The organism is Nocardia sp. NPDC049526, assembly GCF_044465765.1.
In the GTDB taxonomy this organism is placed as follows: domain Bacteria; phylum Actinomycetota; class Actinomycetes; order Mycobacteriales; family Mycobacteriaceae; genus Nocardia.
Genome location: NZ_JBITMA010000004.1, coordinates 488,124 through 506,632 on the forward strand (window position 1 = coordinate 488,124; position 18,509 = coordinate 506,632).

General features: G+C 66.1%; 20 protein-coding genes and 1 pseudogene. 11 read left to right on the forward strand and 10 right to left on the reverse strand.

Translation table 11 applies throughout. The annotated features are described in order from the left end of the window. Window positions 1-277: 277 nt before the first annotated feature. A complete protein-coding gene (locus ACIBW7_RS15755) occupies window positions 278-844 on the reverse strand; it encodes an NAD(P)H-dependent oxidoreductase (RefSeq protein WP_397046927.1) in 567 nt (188 codons plus the stop codon). Window positions 845-973: 129 nt separating this feature from the next. Here ACIBW7_RS15755 and ACIBW7_RS15760 point away from each other — a divergent pair, with 129 nt between their 5' ends. Both ACIBW7_RS15760 and nadE read left to right on the forward strand, forming a co-directional pair. Then, entirely contained in the window at window positions 974-1,600 is a 627-nt protein-coding gene (locus tag ACIBW7_RS15760; protein ID WP_357477758.1) for a helix-turn-helix domain-containing protein, read from the forward strand. A 6-nt stretch (window positions 1,601-1,606) separates the two neighbouring features. Continuing rightward, window positions 1,607-2,431: an ammonia-dependent NAD(+) synthetase gene (nadE, locus tag ACIBW7_RS15765; protein WP_397046928.1), complete on the forward strand. Its 825-nt coding sequence runs from the start codon at window positions 1,607-1,609 to the stop codon at window positions 2,429-2,431. On the opposite strand, the gene ACIBW7_RS15770 is transcribed toward nadE, so the two are convergent. The 3 genes from ACIBW7_RS15770 to moaA all read right to left on the reverse strand — a co-directional run bounded on the left by ACIBW7_RS15770 (window position 2,432) and on the right by moaA (window position 4,216). Next, entirely contained in the window at window positions 2,432-2,839 is a 408-nt protein-coding gene (locus ACIBW7_RS15770) for a DUF1003 domain-containing protein (RefSeq protein ID WP_357477700.1), read from the reverse strand. Window positions 2,840-2,922: 83 nt separating this feature from the next. After that, entirely contained in the window at window positions 2,923-3,165 is a 243-nt protein-coding gene (locus tag ACIBW7_RS15775; RefSeq protein ID WP_397046929.1) for a MoaD/ThiS family protein, read from the reverse strand. Continuing rightward, window positions 3,158-4,216 carry a GTP 3',8-cyclase MoaA gene (gene moaA, locus ACIBW7_RS15780; protein WP_397046930.1) on the reverse strand — a complete coding sequence of 353 codons (1,059 nt, stop codon included), beginning with the start codon at window positions 4,214-4,216 and terminating at the stop codon, window positions 3,158-3,160. The genes ACIBW7_RS15775 and moaA overlap by 8 nt, the downstream gene beginning before the upstream one ends. A gap of 140 nt (window positions 4,217-4,356) precedes the next feature. Between moaA and glp the strand changes: the two genes are divergently transcribed. The 4 genes from glp to ACIBW7_RS15800 all read left to right on the forward strand — a co-directional run bounded on the left by glp (window position 4,357) and on the right by ACIBW7_RS15800 (window position 8,238). Further along, window positions 4,357-5,625, forward strand: coding sequence for a gephyrin-like molybdotransferase Glp (glp, locus tag ACIBW7_RS15785; RefSeq protein WP_397046931.1), 1,269 nt, complete (start codon window positions 4,357-4,359; stop codon window positions 5,623-5,625). Then, on the forward strand, window positions 5,622-6,659 hold the full coding sequence (gene moaCB / locus ACIBW7_RS15790) for a bifunctional molybdenum cofactor biosynthesis protein MoaC/MoaB (protein WP_397046932.1): 1,038 nt from the start codon (window positions 5,622-5,624) through the stop codon (window positions 6,657-6,659). The genes glp and moaCB overlap by 4 nt, the downstream gene beginning before the upstream one ends. Next, the gene (locus ACIBW7_RS15795; RefSeq protein ID WP_397046933.1) at window positions 6,646-7,083 is read left to right on the forward strand and encodes a molybdenum cofactor biosynthesis protein MoaE; all 438 of its coding nucleotides are present in this window, start codon (window positions 6,646-6,648) and stop codon (window positions 7,081-7,083) included. Before moaCB ends, ACIBW7_RS15795 begins: the two co-directional genes overlap by 14 nt. A 144-nt stretch (window positions 7,084-7,227) precedes the next feature. Further along, entirely contained in the window at window positions 7,228-8,238 is a 1,011-nt protein-coding gene (locus ACIBW7_RS15800; RefSeq protein WP_397046934.1) for an AraC family transcriptional regulator, read from the forward strand. 48 nt (window positions 8,239-8,286) lie between these two features. Here ACIBW7_RS15800 and ACIBW7_RS15805 read toward each other — a convergent pair whose 3' ends face one another. From ACIBW7_RS15805 to ACIBW7_RS15820, 4 genes are all read right to left on the reverse strand, one after another. Then, the gene (locus ACIBW7_RS15805) at window positions 8,287-8,478 is read right to left on the reverse strand and encodes a hypothetical protein (protein ID WP_364393698.1); all 192 of its coding nucleotides are present in this window, start codon (window positions 8,476-8,478) and stop codon (window positions 8,287-8,289) included. Window positions 8,479-8,677: 199 nt separating this feature from the next. Beyond that, window positions 8,678-9,739, reverse strand: coding sequence for a CobW family GTP-binding protein (locus tag ACIBW7_RS15810; RefSeq protein ID WP_397046935.1), 1,062 nt, complete (start codon window positions 9,737-9,739; stop codon window positions 8,678-8,680). 273 nt (window positions 9,740-10,012) lie between these two features. Further along, window positions 10,013-11,422 carry an N-acetylmuramoyl-L-alanine amidase gene (locus tag ACIBW7_RS15815; protein WP_397046936.1) on the reverse strand — a complete coding sequence of 470 codons (1,410 nt, stop codon included), beginning with the start codon at window positions 11,420-11,422 and terminating at the stop codon, window positions 10,013-10,015. 207 nt (window positions 11,423-11,629) lie between these two features. Beyond that, the gene (locus ACIBW7_RS15820; RefSeq protein ID WP_397046937.1) at window positions 11,630-12,109 is read right to left on the reverse strand and encodes a sigma-70 family RNA polymerase sigma factor; all 480 of its coding nucleotides are present in this window, start codon (window positions 12,107-12,109) and stop codon (window positions 11,630-11,632) included. A 264-nt stretch (window positions 12,110-12,373) separates the two neighbouring features. On the opposite strand from ACIBW7_RS15820, the gene ACIBW7_RS15825 reads away from it, so the two are divergent. The 4 genes from ACIBW7_RS15825 (at window position 12,374) to ACIBW7_RS15840 (ending at window position 15,218) form a co-directional block, all read left to right on the forward strand. After that, on the forward strand, window positions 12,374-12,739 hold the full coding sequence (locus tag ACIBW7_RS15825; RefSeq protein WP_397046938.1) for a hypothetical protein: 366 nt from the start codon (window positions 12,374-12,376) through the stop codon (window positions 12,737-12,739). A gap of 54 nt (window positions 12,740-12,793) precedes the next feature. Beyond that, on the forward strand, window positions 12,794-13,543 hold the full coding sequence (locus ACIBW7_RS15830) for an SDR family oxidoreductase (protein ID WP_397046939.1): 750 nt from the start codon (window positions 12,794-12,796) through the stop codon (window positions 13,541-13,543). A gap of 66 nt (window positions 13,544-13,609) precedes the next feature. Beyond that, window positions 13,610-14,812, forward strand: a complete 1,203-nt coding sequence (locus ACIBW7_RS15835) for an MFS transporter (protein WP_397046940.1) — start codon at window positions 13,610-13,612, stop codon at window positions 14,810-14,812. 4 nt (window positions 14,813-14,816) lie between these two features. Further along, window positions 14,817-15,218 (forward strand): PaaI family thioesterase, encoded by a 402-nt coding sequence (locus tag ACIBW7_RS15840; protein WP_397046941.1) that lies wholly within the window; start codon window positions 14,817-14,819, stop codon window positions 15,216-15,218. A gap of 4 nt (window positions 15,219-15,222) precedes the next feature. Here the strand turns inward: ACIBW7_RS15840 and ACIBW7_RS15845 are convergent, their stop codons facing one another. Further along, a complete protein-coding gene (locus ACIBW7_RS15845; protein WP_397046942.1) occupies window positions 15,223-16,080 on the reverse strand; it encodes a cyclopropane mycolic acid synthase family methyltransferase in 858 nt (285 codons plus the stop codon). 380 nt (window positions 16,081-16,460) lie between these two features. Here ACIBW7_RS15845 and ACIBW7_RS15850 point away from each other — a divergent pair. Next, a pseudogene (locus tag ACIBW7_RS15850) lies at window positions 16,461-17,594 on the forward strand (transcription termination factor Rho, short form); the annotation flags it as partial. A gap of 137 nt (window positions 17,595-17,731) precedes the next feature. Here the strand turns inward: ACIBW7_RS15850 and ACIBW7_RS15855 are convergent. Further along, a complete protein-coding gene (locus tag ACIBW7_RS15855) occupies window positions 17,732-18,490 on the reverse strand; it encodes a dienelactone hydrolase family protein (RefSeq protein WP_397046943.1) in 759 nt (252 codons plus the stop codon). Between the last annotated feature and the right edge of the window lie 19 nt (window positions 18,491-18,509).

Here is an 18,509-nt window from a genome sequence, read left to right on the forward strand (position 1 = left end):
CGGCCGAAGCTGATCCCATCCCGTCTTCCAGTACCGAAGACACTACACCTAGTGGCCGACAGAGTCATAAAACACGACATGTTGCGAGTCACAAAGATGAAATTCCCAAGCGGTAAGTACCTGGACACTCGATTCGCAACCCGACACAACAGTGGCGCAGATCACAATTTCGTACCGTAGCGCCCTTCCAGCAAACTTCTTTCGGCGAACGAAAAAGGGCCGCCCCCGTACTCCACGGATGGAGCCGGGGGCGACCCTGCCGACAGAACCTCGGCGCTTAGACGGACACCAGTTCACCGGTCGCCTGAACCAGTTCGCGCACGGTCGCGCCGAGCTGCGTCAGCGCCTCGGCATCCTCGCGCGGATGCGAGGCGGCGAACCGCTCGCCGAATCCGGCGAAGTGCAGGTGGGCGGTCTCGACAACCCGGGCACCCGCGACGCCGAGCGTCTTGACCACATCGCCGTGCGCCCACTTGGCCGCATTCGGGCTGATCGAACCACTGACCACCGCGACCGGCCGATCCTTGAGCGCACCTGCGCCATACGGGCGCGAGGCCCAGTCGATGGCGTTCTTCAGTACAGCGGGGATGCTGCCGTTGTATTCGGGCGTCACCAGGAGCAGGCCGTCGGATGCGGCGACCGCGTCACGCAGCGCCTGCGCCGCAGCGGGTACCGAGCCGGGCACGTCGAGATCCTCGTTGTAGAAGGGGATATCGGCGAGACCCTCATAGATGGTGAACTCGACACCCTCCGGTGCGGTCTGCGCCGCGGCCTCGGCGAGCCTGCGGTTGATCGAGGCGGCGCGAAGGCTGCCGACAAGAGTAAGAATCCGGGTCTCGCTCATGATGTCTCCTGGTGTACTGAATGTGGTGTCCAATCTTTTGCCTACACTAACCGGACCATGGTCCGATTTCATTCCCGGGAGAACCGCGAGAGGCCTGTGAGCTACAGCACATCCATGCCGGACGGAATGATGCCCGAGCGACCGCTGCTCGGCGTCGGTGCGCCCCTGCCCGGAAATCACGAACGCGCCGACGCCGCGCGCAACCGCCAGCTACTCCTGGACGCGGCGCAGGAGATCGTGCGCGAACAAGGTGTGGACAGCCTGACGATGGACGCACTCGCCAAGCGGGCCGGCGTCGGCAAGGGCACCGTCTTCCGACGGTTCGGCAGCAGGTCGGGGCTGCTGCGCGCGCTCTTGGACCACGCCGAGCGAAAGTTCCAGGAAGAGTTCATGTTCGGACCGCCGCCGATGGGGCCCGGCGCACCGGCGGTGGAGCGACTGGTCGCCTTCGGCCGGGCCCGGCTACTCGATATCGAGGTCGCGGGCGAACTGCATCGGGCCGCGGAAATCGGCGAGGCGGGCGATCGCTTCACCGGCCCGCCCTACGGACTGCTGCGCGCGCACGTGACGATGCTGCTGCGGCAGGCGCGGGTCGACGGCGATGTCGTACTGGTCGCCGATGGTCTGCTGGGCCTACTCGGCGCCGCATTGGTGATGCATCAGATGCATGTCCTCGGTTACGACCGATGTCAGATCGGCGACAACTGGGAGGCGTTCGTTCGGCGGGTTGTCATCTCGGCGCGGCCAGTAGAGTGATGCGTCATGGGGAACCTGCGTGAACAGATCATCGCCGAGTTGGGCGTCCAATCGAATATCGAACCGAAGCTCGAAGTGCGGCGCCGGGTCGATTTCCTCAAGGACTATCTGAGCGCAAGTCCCGCACGAGGTTTCGTACTCGGCATCAGCGGTGGTCAGGACAGCGCGCTGACCGGACGACTGTGCCAGCTCGCGGTCGAGGAACTGCGTGCCGACGGCGCTGATGCCGCCTTCATCGCGGTGCGACTGCCCTACGGTGTGCAGGCCGACGAGGCCGATGCGCGGATCGCGCTGCGGTTCATCCAGCCCGACCGCTCGGTGGTTGTCAATATCCGCCCCGGCGCCAATGCCGTTGCCGCCGAAGTGGCCTCGGCGCTGCAGACCGATAAGCTGCGCGATTTCGTGCGCGGCAATGTCAAGGCCCGCGAACGCATGGTGACCCAGTACGCCATCGCCGGTCAGGAAAATATGCTCGTCGTCGGCACCGATCACGCGGCCGAGGCGGTCACCGGCTTCTTCACCAAATTCGGCGACGGCGGCGTCGACATCACGCCGCTGACCGGCCTCACCAAGCGCCAGGGCGCGGCGCTGCTGCAGGAACTCGGCGCACCGTCGAGCATCTGGTCCAAGGTTCCGACCGCCGATCTCGAGGACGATCGCCCGGCCCTGCCCGACGAGGAGGCGCTCGGCCTGCGCTACAGCGAGATCGATGCCTACCTGGAGGGCAAGGACGTCACGCCGGAGGTCGCCCAGAAGCTCGAGACGATCTTCCTGAACACCCGCCACAAGCGCACCGTCCCGGTCACACCGCTCGACACCTGGTGGCGCTGACTACTTCGGATTCGGAGTCTCCAGCAGCCTGCGGTGCAGTTCCTTGGTCATCTCATGAATGGCTCTGGTCAGCTCGGTATTGGTCTTGAGCTCCAGCTCCTGCTCGTTGAAGTCGTGATCGGCCTTCATCTGTTGGAACTGGGCCTGCCGATTCTGGCCGATCATCACGAAGGTGGACAGGAATATCGCCTCCAGGGAGACGACCAGGGTCAGCGTCGGCCATGGACTCCGTTCGGCCCAAATCATCCAGATCGCGAAACCTATGGCGTGGATATAGACGAACCGCATAGACCCGGCGAACTTCGTGATCCAGTCCGCCACCCGCAGTTGCAGACTCTCGCCCCGCACCTCGTGGAACCGCACCACCACCGGGTGCTGCGCAGGTGCCTGATTCGGTGGCTGGGACATATCGACTCCTGATCCGGTCCGGCGCACTGCATTGGCGCAGATGCTAACCCGGTCGAGGAGCACCTACTTGCCCACACACACCGTCAGCCGCCTGCGAAGGGTGGGAGGATGTCGACTCGGGGAGTCAGTGCGACCGACGGGTCGCGGGTGAGTTCGTCGCCGACGAGGTAGGCGCAGACGGCGAGCATCTTGTCGAGGTCGGGACCGTAGCACTCGGCGAGGGTGGTGCGCAGGTCGGCGATCGTGGCGTCGGCCGAAAAATCCAGGGTTTCCCGGTCCTTGCCGACGACGTCGGCAATCGCGGCGAAGTAGCGGATCTCAACCACCGATGGCTCCCATCGTGCGTTCCGGCGGGACGAAATCCTCGGCATCGATCCCGTGTCCCGCCCACTTGTTCCACATGGCGCCGCGCCAGATGGTCGCGATCTCCTCGTCGTCCGCGCCCGACCGCAGTGCTTGGCGCACATCGAATTCCTGATCACTGAACAGGCACGACCGCAGCATGCCGTCGGCGGTGAGCCGGGTCCGATCGCAGGTGTCGCAGAATTTGCGGGTCACCGTCGCGATGATGCCGACCGCCGCCGGACCGCCGTCGACGAGCCATTTCTCCGCCGGGGCGGCGGGATCCGACCGGCCGACCTCGGTCAGCGTGAACCTGGTACCGAGCACGTCGAGCAATTCGGCCGCGGTCACCATATTGGCGCGGGCCCATTCGTGATCGGCGTCCAGCGGCATCTCCTCGATGAACCGCAGTTCACAGCCCTCGTCCAGACACCAGCGCAACAGATCCGGCGCACCGGCGAGGGTGTCGCGCATCAGTACGGCGTTGATCTTCATCGGCGCCAGTCCGGCATCCTTGGCCGCGCGGATGCCTGCGAAGACCGATTCGAGCCGATCGCGGCGGGTCAGGCGGGCGAAGCCGAGCCGATCCACGGTATCCAGCGAGACATTCACCCGGCTCAGCCCGGCGGCCGCGAGTCCGCGGGCCCGATGGGCGAGTCCGACGCCATTGGTCGTCATGGACAGCGGGACTCCGGGTACCCGCTCGTGACAGCCCGCGACGATCCGCTCGAGATCGCGACGTAGCAGCGGCTCCCCGCCGGTGAACCTGACCTCACGCACCCCCAACTCCCGCACCGCGAGCGTGACGAGTCGCACGATCTCCTCGACCGTCAGCAGTTCGTCCTGCGGAATCGCGGGCAGGCCCTCCTCGGGCATGCAGTAGGTACATCGCAGCGAACACTTCTCGGTGATCGATACGCGCAGATCACGTGCTGTGCGCCCGAATCGATCAACCAGGTACGGCGTATCGGGCCGTCCGTCAAGTGAGGGCAGCCTGGACCGCACGGCGGGAATCCCCATCTCGACCAGCGTCACCAGTCCATTATGACCGGTCCGCGCGCAGTGCCCATGGGCGGACCGCACCATCTCGAGCTCACAAACTCCGAGTTCAGCGGGTGAGCGTTCGTGCGATACGACAAGAGAACTCGCTACCGCTGGGCGATTAGGCTGGCCGTATGACCTCGCGTGCCGACACCTCCGGTGGCCACCGGCCCAGCCCGCCCGCCACCGCCCGGTCCGTCGACGCCTACCGGGACACCATCGAGGGGCTGCTGCGCCCGCTGGCCGCCCGCGCGGTCGAATCCGTCGCGGTGCCGGCGGCGCTGGGCCGACAGCTGGCCGACGATATCCACGCCCCGGTCGACCTGCCGGTGTTCCGCAACTCGGCGATGGACGGCTATGCGGTGCGCGCCGAATCGGTGGTGGTCACTCCGGTGACGCTGCCGCTGGTCGGTGTGGTCGCGGCGGGTGCGGCCGGACAGACGCCGTTGCCGCACGGCGCCGCGATGAAGGTGATGACCGGTGCGCCGATTCCGCCCGGCGCCGATTGTGTGGTGCCGGTGGAGGATGTGCACAGCGATGCCGCGACGGTGACCGTCGAGCGGGGCCGCACCGCGGGTGAGTTCGTCCGCGAACCGGGCACCGATGTGCGCACAGGCGAGCTGCTGGCTCGCGCGGGCACCGTGCTGGCACCCCGCCACATTGCCGCGCTGGCAGCGGTCGGACTGCCGAATGTGCCTGTATTCCAACCGATTCGGGCGGCGGTCATCACCACCGGTGACGAATTGGTCGCCGCCGGAACGCCATTGCGCCCCGGCCAAATCTACAACTCCAACGGTGTCGCGCTCGCGGCCGCGCTCGGCGCCAACGGTGTCAGCGTCGTTTCGGTGGAGCACAGCACCGACGATCGGGCGAAATTCCGCGCATTGCTTTCCGCCGCAACGAAATCCGCCGATATCGTCTTCACCTCCGGTGGAGTATCCAAGGGCGATTTCGAGGTGGTCAAGGAGGTATTGCAACCGCTGGGCGGTGAATTCGGCTCGGTCGCGGTGCAACCCGGTGGGCCGCAAGGGCTTACCGTCATAGACGGCGTGCCGGTGCTGAGTTTTCCCGGGAATCCGGTGAGCACAATGGTGTCCTTCGAGGTCTTCGCGCGGCCGATGCTGCGCCAGATCGCGGGCCTGCCCGAGGTGGAGATCTACGAAGTGCCGCTGCGCAATGCGGTGCGCTCCCCCGAGGGACGACGCCAATTCCTGCGCGGTCAACTGGTACGCGAGGACGCCGCGGCGCCCGGATTGCATCGCGGGCCGACGGCCGTCGAGGTTGCCTCCGGACCCGGTTCGCATCTCATCGCGGGCATGGCCTGGGCGGATGTATTGATCGATGTGCCCGCCGAGGTCACCTCGCTGCCGGTCGGCGCACCTGTGCGAGTGTGGTCACTATGAGCGAGTTGTCCCATGTCGACCGGGAAGGTCGCGCCCGCATGGTCGATGTGAGCGCGAAATCCGACACCACCCGGATCGCGGTCGCGGCCGGTGAGCTGTGCACCACCGCCGAGGTGGTCGCGCTGGTGCGGGCCGACGATATGCCGAAGGCCGATGTGCTCTCGACCGCACGAATCGCCGGTATCGCGGGTGCGAAGAAAACCTCCGAACTCATTCCGCTGTGCCATCAGCTGGCGTTGTCCTCGGTGAAGGTCGAATTCGGCTTCACCCAGGACACCATCACGATCGAGGCGAGCGCGAAAACCAAGGGCCCCACCGGCGTCGAGATGGAAGCGCTGACCGCGGTGGCGGTGGCCGGGCTCACCCTGCACGACATGGTCAAGGCGGTCGACCCCGCGGCGACGCTCAACGGCGTCCGGCTGCTCACCAAAGAGGGTGGCAAACACGGACATTGGGAGCGGCCCGCCGACCAGGGTCCAGTGGACATCCCCACACTCGCCGACGAACCAGAGCCCACGGAAGACATTTCGCCGGAACAGATCTCGGAATCCGATCAGCGCTCCGCCGTCGTCCTGGTCGCCTCCACCGGAGCCGCGTGCGGCACCCGGGTCGACACCACCGGTCCCGTACTCGCGGAATGGCTCGGCGGACTCGGCTTCTCGGTGCGCGGGCCGCTGATCTACGCCGACGCCGAAATCGACATCGGCTTGGCCGACGCCCTGCGGTTCGAGCCGTCGCTGGTGATCAGCACCGGCGGCACCGGCGCCTCCCCCACCGATGCGACGCCCGAGGCGACGCTGGCCGTTCTGGATCGCGAATTACCCGGTGTCGCAGAGGCGATTCGGCAACGCGGCACCGCGAAATTCCCACTGGCCGCACTCAGTCGGGGCGTGGCCGGACTGGCGGGCCGATCGGTGGTGGTGAATCTGCCCGGCTCCCCCGGTGGCGTCAAAGACGGTATGGCGGTGCTCGAGCCGCTGCTGGATCATCTGCTCGCGCAAGTAGCCGGAGGCGGCCACCATGACAACAAGTGAATTCGCGAGCGTACGCCTGGCGGGTATCAGCGATCAGCCACTGGATCCGGCGGCGGTCGAGGCGGCGGTGACCGGACCGGAGCACGGCGCCGTAGTGGTTTTCACCGGCAAGGTGCGCAATCACGATGGCGGACAAGCAGTTTCCGCTTTGGAATATTCGGCGCATCCGGAAGCTGAACGGTTCCTGCGAAATTGCTGTGCGGAACTCGCCGAGCGCGCCGGACTTCCGGTCGCGGCCGTCCACCGAATCGGTCAGTTGACCGTCGGCGATCTCGCGATCGTCGTCGCGGTCGCCGCCCCGCACCGTGCCGAAGCGTTCGCCACCTGTGCGGAATTGGTGGATCGGATCAAACACGAGGTGCCGATCTGGAAGCGCCAGCTCTTCACCGACGGACTCTCGGAATGGGTGAACGCCTGCGGGTAAAGGCCCATTGCCTGTGAATAACGGCGACGTGAGCGCCTGCTGTTGTTGCCCGAAACAACACTGTGACGCGAATTCAGTGACGATTCAATAGGCGCGGGATAGCGTTCCCGCACGAGGACGTCGATCCGCGGTAGGAGGGGCGCATTGGGAACCGATCAGGTACTGCTGCACAGATTCGTCATCTCGCAGCTCACCGATGCCGGGCTGGATCGGGATCGGCTGATCCGCGAGACCGGCCTACCCGAATGGACCATGGTCGGCGAGGACGTACACCTGCCGAGTCACACCTTCTCGCGACTCTGGGAACTCGGCGAACACGGGCTCGGCGATCCGAATGTCGCGTTGCATGTGGCCAGCCGCTACAAACTCAACAGCTTCGGCCTCTACGACTACCTGTTCGCCACCGCGCCGACACTCGGCGCGGGCCTGGCGACCTGCGGCCCCTACGTCTCCGCGGTGACCACCAATCATCGGTTCGAACTGGTCGCCGAGAGCGAGCACGAGGTCACGCTCTACCTCGACATGATCGATGGCGAGGGCCGCGGCCGGGACCTCACCCAGGTGTGGGGCCTGGCGGCGGTGCTCAGCAGGGCACGGCGTGTGGTCCGGATCCCGCTCGTCCCGTTGCGGGTGGCATTGCGGCAGCAGGCACCGGCCAAAATCGACACCTTTGTCGAGGTCTTCGGCACCCCCGCTATCGAATTCGGCGCACCGGTCGATGCGATGACCTTCCGCGCCGACGATATGAATCTGCCGCTGACCACCAGCGATCCCGTCCTGGCTGCCGTGCTGCAGCCGCTCGCCGACGCCCTGCCGCCACCGCCGCCCCTGGCGACCGCATGGCCGGATCGAGTAGCGACCGAGCTGGCCGAGGCAATGGCGGACGGTGCGGTATCGCTGGATCGGGTGGCCTACCGGCTCGCCACCAGTCCGCGGACACTGCAGCGGCGGCTGATGGAGGCGGGTACCACCTGGCGGATGGAATTGGAACGGGCGCGCAATGCCCGGCTCGCGCAGGCGAGCGCCGAAGGCACCGTACTGAGCCGAACACGCCAAGCCGAACTGCTCGGATATTCGGATGTGGGTTCGATGCGGCGGGCGGCCCGCCGTCGATCCATGACCCAGCTCATGTACCGATCGGAACTACCGGCCTGATCCGCCGCATTCCCACGCGCCGCATCCCCTACCGTCACGCCGGGCCGGTCAGACCTTCAGGAAGGTCGCCGCGATGCGCCAGAAGGTCGCATCCTCGATAGCGCGAAAATCCCAGCTGTCGGCAATATCTCGGGATGCGGCGACGATGGCGGGCACGTCGAAATCGTCACGCGTCGCGGTGCCCTTGGCCTCCAACGCGGCGACCACGTACGCGGTGGCACTCTCCCAGGTCTCTGACACGAAACTCTCCAATCGGTCGTAGAGACAAATACGGTCGATCACGGTTCTTGGGTCGAACCGACACCGCGCGCGCCACGTTCGCTCCATTGCGCACATGCCGCGTGCGGCGGGGCAATATCTCAGTTCTATGTCCGCGCGATCGCCGGGCCAAGTACCGAACGCGTCAGCTTCGAGCAGAACGCGCCAACTTTTTCCGGTGTCAGTGCGGGGTGTAGCGCCAGATGCCGAGCATGGCTTGCTGGTCCAAAGGTTCGGCAGCGGTGTGCACGGTATCGTGCAGCCGCGCCAGTACCGTGTCGGCGGGCAGGCCGGCACCGATAAGCACCAAGCGGGTCGTGCGCGATTCGCCGCGCGACCAGGAGTCCGGTTCGAAGACGATGTGGCGACCGACCATGTGCAGCACGAACTTGCGCCGTTCGGCGGCGACCCCGAAGGCGGCGAACCCCTTGGCGCGGAACAGGCCGGGCGGCGGATCCTCGAGGAATTCGACCAGACGGCGCGGGTCCAATTCCCGGTCGCTGGTGAAGGACACGCTGGTGTAGTCGTCGTGTAGATGCCGGTGCGGCCCGTAGCGACTGCTTGCAGGTCGCTCGAAAGAATCGGCATGGTCGTGGTCGTGGAGCAGTTCGTCGAAGCTCAATTGTTCGGCGACCCGCGGGATTTCCCGCAGCGGCTCGTCGAAGAGCAGGCCGGGGTCCATGCGGCCACGGGTGGTCGCGTACACCGGCACCTGCCCGATCAGCTCGGTGATCTCCTGCCGCAACCCATCCAGCCGATCCTGCGACACCCGATCGGCCTTGTTGAGCACCACCAGATCCGCCAAGCGCAGATGGGTGGCGAGTTCGGGATGACGCTCGCGACTTTCCGGGAACTGCTCGGCGTCGACCACCTCGACCAAACCGCCATAGCGAATGCGCGGGTTCTCGCTGCCCACCACCATCCGAATCAGATTGCGCGGTTCGGCCAGTCCACTGGCCTCGACCACGATCACGTCGATCTTGGCACGCGGCTGCGCGAGCTTGGTGAACAAGTCGTCGAGTTCGCCGACGTCCACCGCACAGCAGACGCACCCGTTGCCGAGCGACACCATCGCATCGACCTGCCCGGCCACCAGCATGGAATCGATATTGATGGCCCCGAAGTCGTTGACCACCACCCCGATCCGCGTGCCCCGGTTGTTGCGCAGCAGATGATTGAGCAGCGTCGTCTTCCCGGATCCGAGGAACCCGGCGACGATCAGAACAGGAATCCGCTCGGCCACTCGGCTGAGTCTATTGGCAGCGCCCGCGGCGCTGTGTGTTCGCGGCCCCCAGGTGTCTCGCGTCCGACCATTTCGAGCGACCTGCAAGCAGTCGCCGGCGGCGCCGTCGAGACTCGCGCCTACGGCGCATGCGCTTCGACGACTCGACTGAGTTGAATGGCCGCGCCTTCGGCTCGGACGCGAGACGGGCCGCGAACGTCGCTCGTAAGACTCGCTCCGCGGTAGGTACGAATGCGGACCACTCGCGACTATGTGCACAGCCAGGCCGCCGTGCTACTTGGTCGGGCCGAGCAGGGTGCTGGCCAGGGTGTAGGCGAAGTTGATCAGCTCCGAGGTGACCGCGGTGTTGTCCATACCGAGGGACTTCGCCAGCGGGAGCATCATTTGCATGATCGTGCCGACCAAGGCGGGCAGGGTACCCGTCGTGCTCGGCGCGGTCTGGCCCGGCAACTGGGATCCGGGGGTTTGCCCCGAACCGGGCGACTGCGGGCTATTCGGCAAGAGACCGTACCCCTGCGACTGCGGTGTGTTGGGCGAGAGCCCGTAGCCCTGCGGCGAACCCGCTTGCGGAGCACTTGGCGACTGCGCCGATCCCGGTGTCTGCGGATCGGGTGAGCTCGGCACCTGTGCGTAGCCCGGTGCCTGTGCGTACCCCTGCGGCGGATTCGATGATGCGGGTGCGGTCGGGACCGTCCCCGCGGAATTCGGCGCCACCGCGGGTTCGGGAATGGCCTGCGGCTGCGGGACAGCCGAAGCCTGCGCTCCACCAGGAACCTGCTGTGCAGCGGGTGCCTGCGGAACCGACTCCGCCTGCGGAGTATTCGATACCGGAGCCGAGGCAGGCCGATCGGCCGACCCGGTCTGCGCCGGAGCCGTCCCCAGTGCCGCCGTCGCCTGCTGCGGAGCGCCGAGCAGGAAGCCCACCAGGCCGGTCGTTATGGCCAGGGCGTGTTTGACCTGCCCCTCCGGACTCTCCAACAGCGCGGCGTCCTCGACATTGGCGCCATTGCCCATCTCGATGAAAACATCCGGGACGGTGGTCATTGCCGGACCGGCCACATCCGCGCGGGTCTGCAGACCGTCCTGTGCGCCCGCATAATTCGCGGCCGGGAATCCGGCCTCGAGATACGCGTCGCGCACCGCCTCAGTCGCCGCGAGACCGGGGCCGGACTGGACCTGATCGGCCTTCGGATCCGGGATCGGCAGCTGCGGCACGATCATATGGATGCCGCGGTCCTGCGCCGGTGCGCCATCGGCGTGGATGCTCACCGCGACATCGGCGCCGGAGGCATTGGCGGCCTGCGCGCGTTCGTCGACGCAGCCGCCCCATCCGGAGTCGTCCTGACGGCTGAGCACCACCTTGGCGCCCAGATCCTGCAGGGCGGCCCGGACCAGGTCGGCCACCTTCCAGTTGATGGTGTGCTCCGGCACGCCGTTGACCGTGGTCATGCCGGTGGTCTGGCAGTCCTTGGTGCCGCCACGACCGTCGCTCACTTGCTTCGCCAAATTCTCGGCGTGGTCGGGCCCCTGATGACCCGGGTCTAGGAATATCGTCTTGCCTACGAGTTTCGTGGACATATCCGGCGGATCGGCGATCGCGGCCGGGGTCAGCCCCGACAGCGTCACCACCACGGCGGCCGTAACCGCGCCGCAGATACCGGTACTGATGATGCTTGGCTTCATGTGCGGTGTCGGTGCCCCGGAACGGAGCACCCCTCCCTTCCCACTAGTAACACCAAACCCAGTGGTTCACTCTGGCAACGCCAGCATCAGCAAAGCAAGCTACGTTATTGAAATGTTATCGATGTATTCGAGCGTATTCTCGCTGATCAGGCGACCAAAAAGCGGCTCACACCGCCGTGAAGCGAGGATTGCCAACCGGATGCGGGCTCAGGCCCCGATCGGCAAGCGACGCAACGACCGCAGCGCATAGTGCACCCGGGTCTTGACCGTGCCGACCGGCACGCCGAAGTCATCGGCCACCTCTTGATAGGCCCGGTCCCGCAGGATCACCTCCACCACCGCCGCGCGCTGCGATTCGGGCAGCCTGGCGAGTAGATCGGCGACGAGCAGACCGTCGACGAGACGCTCGGCGAAGTCCGGATCCGCGAAGCGGACATCGCTGATCTCGGTGATCTCGTCCCAGCCGGTATCCGCGGGCCGGGCGGCGCGGGCGCGGGCGATATCGATCATGACGTTGCGTTCGATGGCGAGCAGCCAGGTGCGCACCGTGCCCTTACGCTCGTCGAACCCTGCACACGACCGCCAGGCTCGCAGCAGCGTCTCCTGCACGGCGTGTTCGGCGAGGCCCGAATCGCCGAGTCCGCGCATGGCGCGCCAATGTAGTAGCGCCCGGTCCGCGGCAAGCACGGCGGCGATCCCATCGTCGGTACAAAGCCCAGCACATGCCACCCCGCAAGTCGACCGCCTGCCCGCGACGTCGACCACCGGACAAATACCACTCATACAACAGATATCGCGAGAATCCGGGCAAGTGGAATCACGCCCGACCGGAATCTGGCGATTCCACCGAAATCGACCGTCGAGTCTGGTAGACCTTGGCCCCGGAGAAACGGGGATCTCCGCAGGTCAGCCGCCAGTGGCGGCAAGAGCACAATTCGAGGAGACAGCAGTATGCGTGCAAGCACGCTCGTGATCGCGGGGGCAATGGCGTCCACCGTGACACTGCTGGGCGCCGGGACCGCGGCCGCCCAGCCCCGCAACACCATCACCGAGGATGGTGTCTACCTGGTCGGCGTCGATATCTTCCCCGGAATCTGGGAGGGCCAAGGCACCCCCGACCCGGCTGTCGGCTGCGACTGGCGGCGGCTGCGCAAGGTCGAAGGTGATAACACCGATCAGCACTACATCATCAATAACGACTTCACCAGGAACCGTCCGGTCCGCGCCGAGATCGCGCCGACCGATGTGGCCTTCAAGACGGTGAACTGCGGCGCTTGGCACATGCTGCCACCGAGTACGGGCTCATTCGGCGGCTGAGTCGAACCCGCACGGATATCGAGTCGCGTGCAGTAACCGCTATGGTTCGCAACCATGACGCGGAGCAAAATCCTGATCACCGGTGCGAGCGCCGGACTCGGTGCGGCCATGGCGCGGGATTTCGCCGCCAAGGGCCGTGACCTGGCTCTATGCGCACGACGCCTGGACGCGCTCGATGCCCTGCGCAACGAACTCACCGCCGCACACCCCGGCATTACCGTCGCGGTCCGCGCGCTCGACGTCGATGACCATGCGGCCGTCCCGCGGGTTTTCGCGGAACTGCGCGATGAACTCGGCGGAGTGGATCGAGTGATCGTCAATGCCGGCATCGGCAAAGGCGCGCGGATCGGCACCGGCCGTGCGGATGCCAATATCGCCACGGCCACCACCAATTTCGTCAGCGCCCTCGCCCAGACAGAGGCGGCGCTGGAGATCTTTCGTGCCCAGGAGTCGGGCCACCTGGTGCTGGTTTCCTCGATGAGTGCGGTGCGCGGCCTGCCGGGTAAGAAGGCCGCATATTCCGCGAGCAAAGCGGGACTGGCCGCGCTCGGTGAGGCGCTCACGGTCGAATTCGCCAACTCACCGATCGCGGTGACCACACTGCTTCCCGGATTCATCGCCACCGATATGGCGGCGAAGGCTGGTGATGCACGCATGGTCACACCATTGACGAAGGGCGTCGCGGCGATGGTGCGGGCGATCGAGCACGAGAAGATTCGCGCCTGCGTTCCCGGTTGGCCGTGGCGGCTCATCGATGTGGTGCTGCCGCATCTGCCCGGCGCGGTCGTCGCCCGGATGAGCTGAGCCGCTTCGGCATCGACGGCCTGAACCCGCCAGAAGTCGGCGGCCGGGATTGCTGGACTGGAGCGCATGTCCATAGCTCTTGCGCCCTCCCCCAGCACCGTCGCCCGGCCGCCGCTGATCCGGTGGCTCGCCGTCGTCGCGGTGATGCTCGGCATCTTCTCGATCGTGACGACCGAGATTCTGCCGATCGGCCTGCTGACCTCGATCGGAGCCGATTTCACGATCTCGGACGGTATGGCGGGACTGATGATGACTCTGCCCGGTCTGCTGGCCGCGATCGCCGCGCCCCTGGTGACCGTCGCTGCCGCGCGGATCGATCGCCGACTGTTGCTGTGCGGCTGCACGTTATTGCTGGTGATCGCCAATGCGGTGGCCGCGCTCGCACCGGAGTTCTGGGTGGTGCTGGCCGCCCGCGTGCTGATCGGGATCACCATCGGCGGCTACTGGTCGATCGCGGCCGGACTGGCCGGCCGGTTGGTGCCGCCGGAGTCGGTGCACCGGGCGACGGCGGTGATCTTCTCCTCCGTTCCGCTCGGCTCGGTGCTCGGCGTGCCCGCGGGCACCTTCGTCGGCAACGTCGCGGGCTGGCGGGCTGCCTTCGTGGTCTTGGGCCTGCTGTCCGCGGTGGTGCTGGTGCTGCTCGCGGGCGCACTGCCCGCGCTGCCCGCCGAGCAGGCCCTTCGCCTGACCGCGCTGCGCATCGGTCTACGCGGTGCGGGTATCCGAATTGCTTTGCTGGCAACATTTTTCGTGGTGATCGCGCAGTTCGGCACCTACACCTACGTCACACCGTTCCTGGAGCAGATCACCGAGGTGAGTGCGGGCACGATCACGGTGCTGCTGCTGATCTACGGTGTGGCGGGCATTGCCGGGAACTTCCTCGGCGGCACTCTGCTCGGCCGTCCCCGTTTCGCGCTCGGCTTCGCGGCGAGTGCGATGGCGGCCGCGATGCTACTGCTGCCGTTGCTGGGGCGCTGGGAGTTCGGCGCTGTCGCATTGCTCATTGTCTGGGGTATCGGATACGGCGGTGTGCCGGTGGTGCTGCAGACCTGGTTCGCCGACGCCCTGCCCGATGCGCCCGAGGTGGCGTCGGTGCTGTTCACCGCATCGTTCCAGGCGACCTTCTGTGTCGGCGCGCTGGTGGGCGGGGTGATCGTGGACCGGACGTCGTCCGGGACGGTGCTGCTCTGCGGCGGTGCGACCGTGCTGCTCGCATTGCTCATTACCTCCGGAGTAATCGACGCGCGCCGGGTGCATCGGGCAGGCTGACTTCATGATCGATGAGGTGGGCACCAAGCTCTTTCACCAGTCCATGCCGTTCACCGAGCGCCTCGGAGTCGAGGTGCTCGAACACGGCACCGAATTGGTGCGCAGTCGGATCGCCTGGGACGAATCGCTGTGCACGCTGGGCGGAGTGCTGCACGGTGGGGTGCTGATGTCGCTCGCCGATGGGACCGCCGCGGTGTGTGCGTTCCTGAATCTGCCCGAAGGCAAGCAGGGCACGACGACGGTCGAATCCAAGACGAATTTCCTGCGGGCCGTGCGTTCCGGCTATGCGACCGCGACGGCGCGACCGCTGCACGCGGGGCGGTCGTTCATCGTGGTGGAGACCGAAATCCGGGACGACGCGGACAAGATAGTCGCCAAGGTGACCCAGACCCAAGCCGTCCTCTGATCCCTCACTTCACCAATGTGAACTGCATGACGTCGATGTGTCCGCTGCGGAAGTACCGGGCACATCCGGTGAGGTATTTCAAATATCTGGCGTAGACCTCCTCCGAGGCGATCCGCACCGCCTCGTTGTGCTGGTCCACCAGCGCGTGGGCCCACTGATCCAGCGTGCGTGCGTAGTGCAGGCGCAGCGGCTGGATCCGCTCGGTGCCGAATCCGGCCTGCCCGGCCAGCCGGGTGACCTCGGCGGGCTGGGGCAGCTGCCCGCCGGGGAAGATCTCGCGCCTGATGAAGATGTGGAAAAGCGCGGCCTCCCTGGTCACCGGAATATTCATGCGACGCAGGTCGTTGAGGGTATGGCCGATGATGGTATGCAGCAGCATCCGGCCATCGGGCGGGAGCATGCGGTAGCAGCGCTCGAAAAATGCCGGGTACCGCTCACGGCGGAAATGTTCGAACGCACCGATGCTGACGATCCGGTCCACACCCCCGTCGAACTCCTCCCAGCCCTGCAGCCGAATCTCGACGCCCGCCACACCGCGCCGATCGATCTCCGAGCGGACGTGCTCGTACTGATTGCGGCTCAAGGTGAGACCGACGACCTTCACGCCATGACGCTCGACCGCACGGAACATCGTTGCGCCCCAACCGCATCCGACATCGAGCAGGGTCATCCCGGGCCGCAGATCCAGTTTGCCGAGCGCGAGATCGATCTTGGCGAGCTGGGCTTGTTCGAGGGTCATATCGTCGCGCTCGAAGTAGGCGCAACTGTAGGTCATCGACGGGTCGAGGAATAGCCGGTAGAAGTCGTCGGAGACGTCGTAGTGCGATTGGACTTGCTGGTAGAACGGTTCGAGTTCAGCCATTGCAGCTCCTGCCTTCGGTCGGTCCTGGCCGGATATGGACTGATACGAGACACACCGCCGAGCCGTTCGCATGCTCGGCTACCGATACGAAACTGTGGCCTGGGCCGGTCACCGTGGTCGGGCTGTGACCATTGCGCGACAGCCGTTCGACGATGTACCCTCGGCTTTGTCCTTGTGGATGTTGGTATCCCGGCCGATCTGCGCCGGACCCCCGCAAGATCCCTCAACTCCCCTATCACGATGGTAGTTCACCTCGTTCCCGGAGCCCAGAGGGACATTCCCAGCAGCGAGCCCTGATCGCCGCTGCCTCATACGGCCGTTCGCCGTACCCATGCAAAGGAAAAACCATGAAAGACAACACATTTCCCGTACCACAAGACGGGGGCGCGGCGGTCGAGACCGCTCAGCACCCCCTACGATCCGTCAGCGGCATGCTCGATATCGCCGACAATCGCGCCGCCGTCCTCCGGGTCGACGGCTACCTCCCCGGTCTGTCCGACGTGCATGTGCCGCCCCGGCTCATCCGCGAATTCGGTTTGCGCCGTGGCGATTTCATTATCGGCACCGCGGAACCCGCACGCAGTGGCAAGCTCGACCCGTTGGTCCGCATCGAATCGGTCAACGGGCAGGATCCCAAGCGCGCCCGGCCCAACTTCGAGGACCTCGTCCCCATCTACCCCAACCAGCGGTTGCGTCTGGAAACCGAACCGCATGCCATGACCACCCGGGTCACCGATCTGGTCATGCCCATCGGCAAGGGGCAGCGCGCACTCGTTGTCGCACCGCCCAAGGCGGGCAAAACCTCTGTGCTGCAAGCGATCGCGCACGGTATCGCGAAGAACCACCCGGAGTGCGAACTGATGCTCGTACTGGTGGGCGAGCGTCCCGAGGAGGTCACCGATCTGGCCAGGTCGGTACCCGCCGACGTCGCCGCCGCCACCTTCGACCAAACTCCACGCGAGCAGATCGCATTGGCCGAACTCGCCATCGAACATGCCAAGCGCCTGGCCGAAATGGGCAGGGATGTCGTCGTACTGCTCGACTCGCTGACCCGCCTCGCCCGTGCGTACAACAACGCCGCACCGTCCTCCGGGCGGGTGCTCTCCGGTGGCGTCGATGCCGCCGCGCTCGCACCGCCGAAGAAATTCCTCGGCGCCGCACGCAATTTCGAGAACGGCGGCTCGCTCACCATTATCGCCACCGCCCTGGTGGAGACCGGTTCGCTGGCCGACACCGTAATCTTCGAGGAGTACAAGGGCACCGGCAATGCCGAGCTGAAACTGGATCGCGCGACCGCGAGCCGCCGGGTCTTCCCTGCCGTCGATATCGCACAGTCCAGCACCCGCAAGGACGAATTGCTGCTCACCCCGGACGAATTGGCGGCCACCCAGCTGTTGCGCCGCACCCTCGCCGCGGTGGACGGTCAGCAGTCCACCGACCTGCTACTGGAGGGCCTGCGCCAGGCTCCGACCAATGCGGAATTCCTGGCTCAACTCGGCCGCAAGCGGCACTGATCCGCTTGACACGTCTCCATTAAGGCTCCTTTAAGGCCCTGTCAAGCTCTCCGAGGAATATTTATTACAGCCCGATCGGGCCTGTCTTCGGAGGGGGAGACAGGGCCGGTCGGGCTCTCGTCGTATCCGGTTCGGGCTCAGCCCAATTCGGTGGCGAACAGCTCGGCGGTGCGCCGCCACGAATCCGCAGCGGCGGCTTCGTCGTACGGTTCCCGGCCGGGGAAGAAGAAGGCGTGCTTCGCGCCCGGGTAGACCACCGATTCGTGCCGCACACCGGCCTGATTCAAGGCCGCCTCGACTTGTTCGCGCTGTTCGGCATCGATGACGTGATCGAGTTCGGCGAAGAACAGCAGCAGCCGCACATCACCCTTGGCGATGTTCTCGGTCGCGGCCAGCAGCGGCTCCGGCCTGCTCAGCGCGGTGCCCGCCGAGGTCAGCCAGCCGGGGTAGAAAATGGCCGCGGCATCCAGGTCCAGTCGGGTGGCGGCGAAGTAGGCCAGATGGCCGCCGAGGCTGAAACCGAGCACACCGGTCTTATCGGTGGCGACGCCGTGCTCGCGGGCATAGGCGATGGCGGCCCGGAAGTCGGCTTCGACACCGTCGCGGGTCAGCTCGCCGAGCAGACCGAAGGCACGCGTCCGGTTCTCATCGGTCTCGGCCAGACCCGCAGCGGTCTCCGGACCCGAGCGGTGATAGACGTTCACCACGAAGGCCACATAGCCGAGCTCGGCGACCCGATCGACGATCCGCTGCGCATCCTCGGTGAGTCCCCACAACTCGGCACCGACCAAGACGGCCGGAAATGCGCTGTCACCCTCCGGTCGAGCCAGATAGCCGGTCAGCGATGAGCCGTCCACATCGAGGTCGAACCGCCGAGAAACGATCTTGTAGGTCATGGGATACAGCCTATGGCCG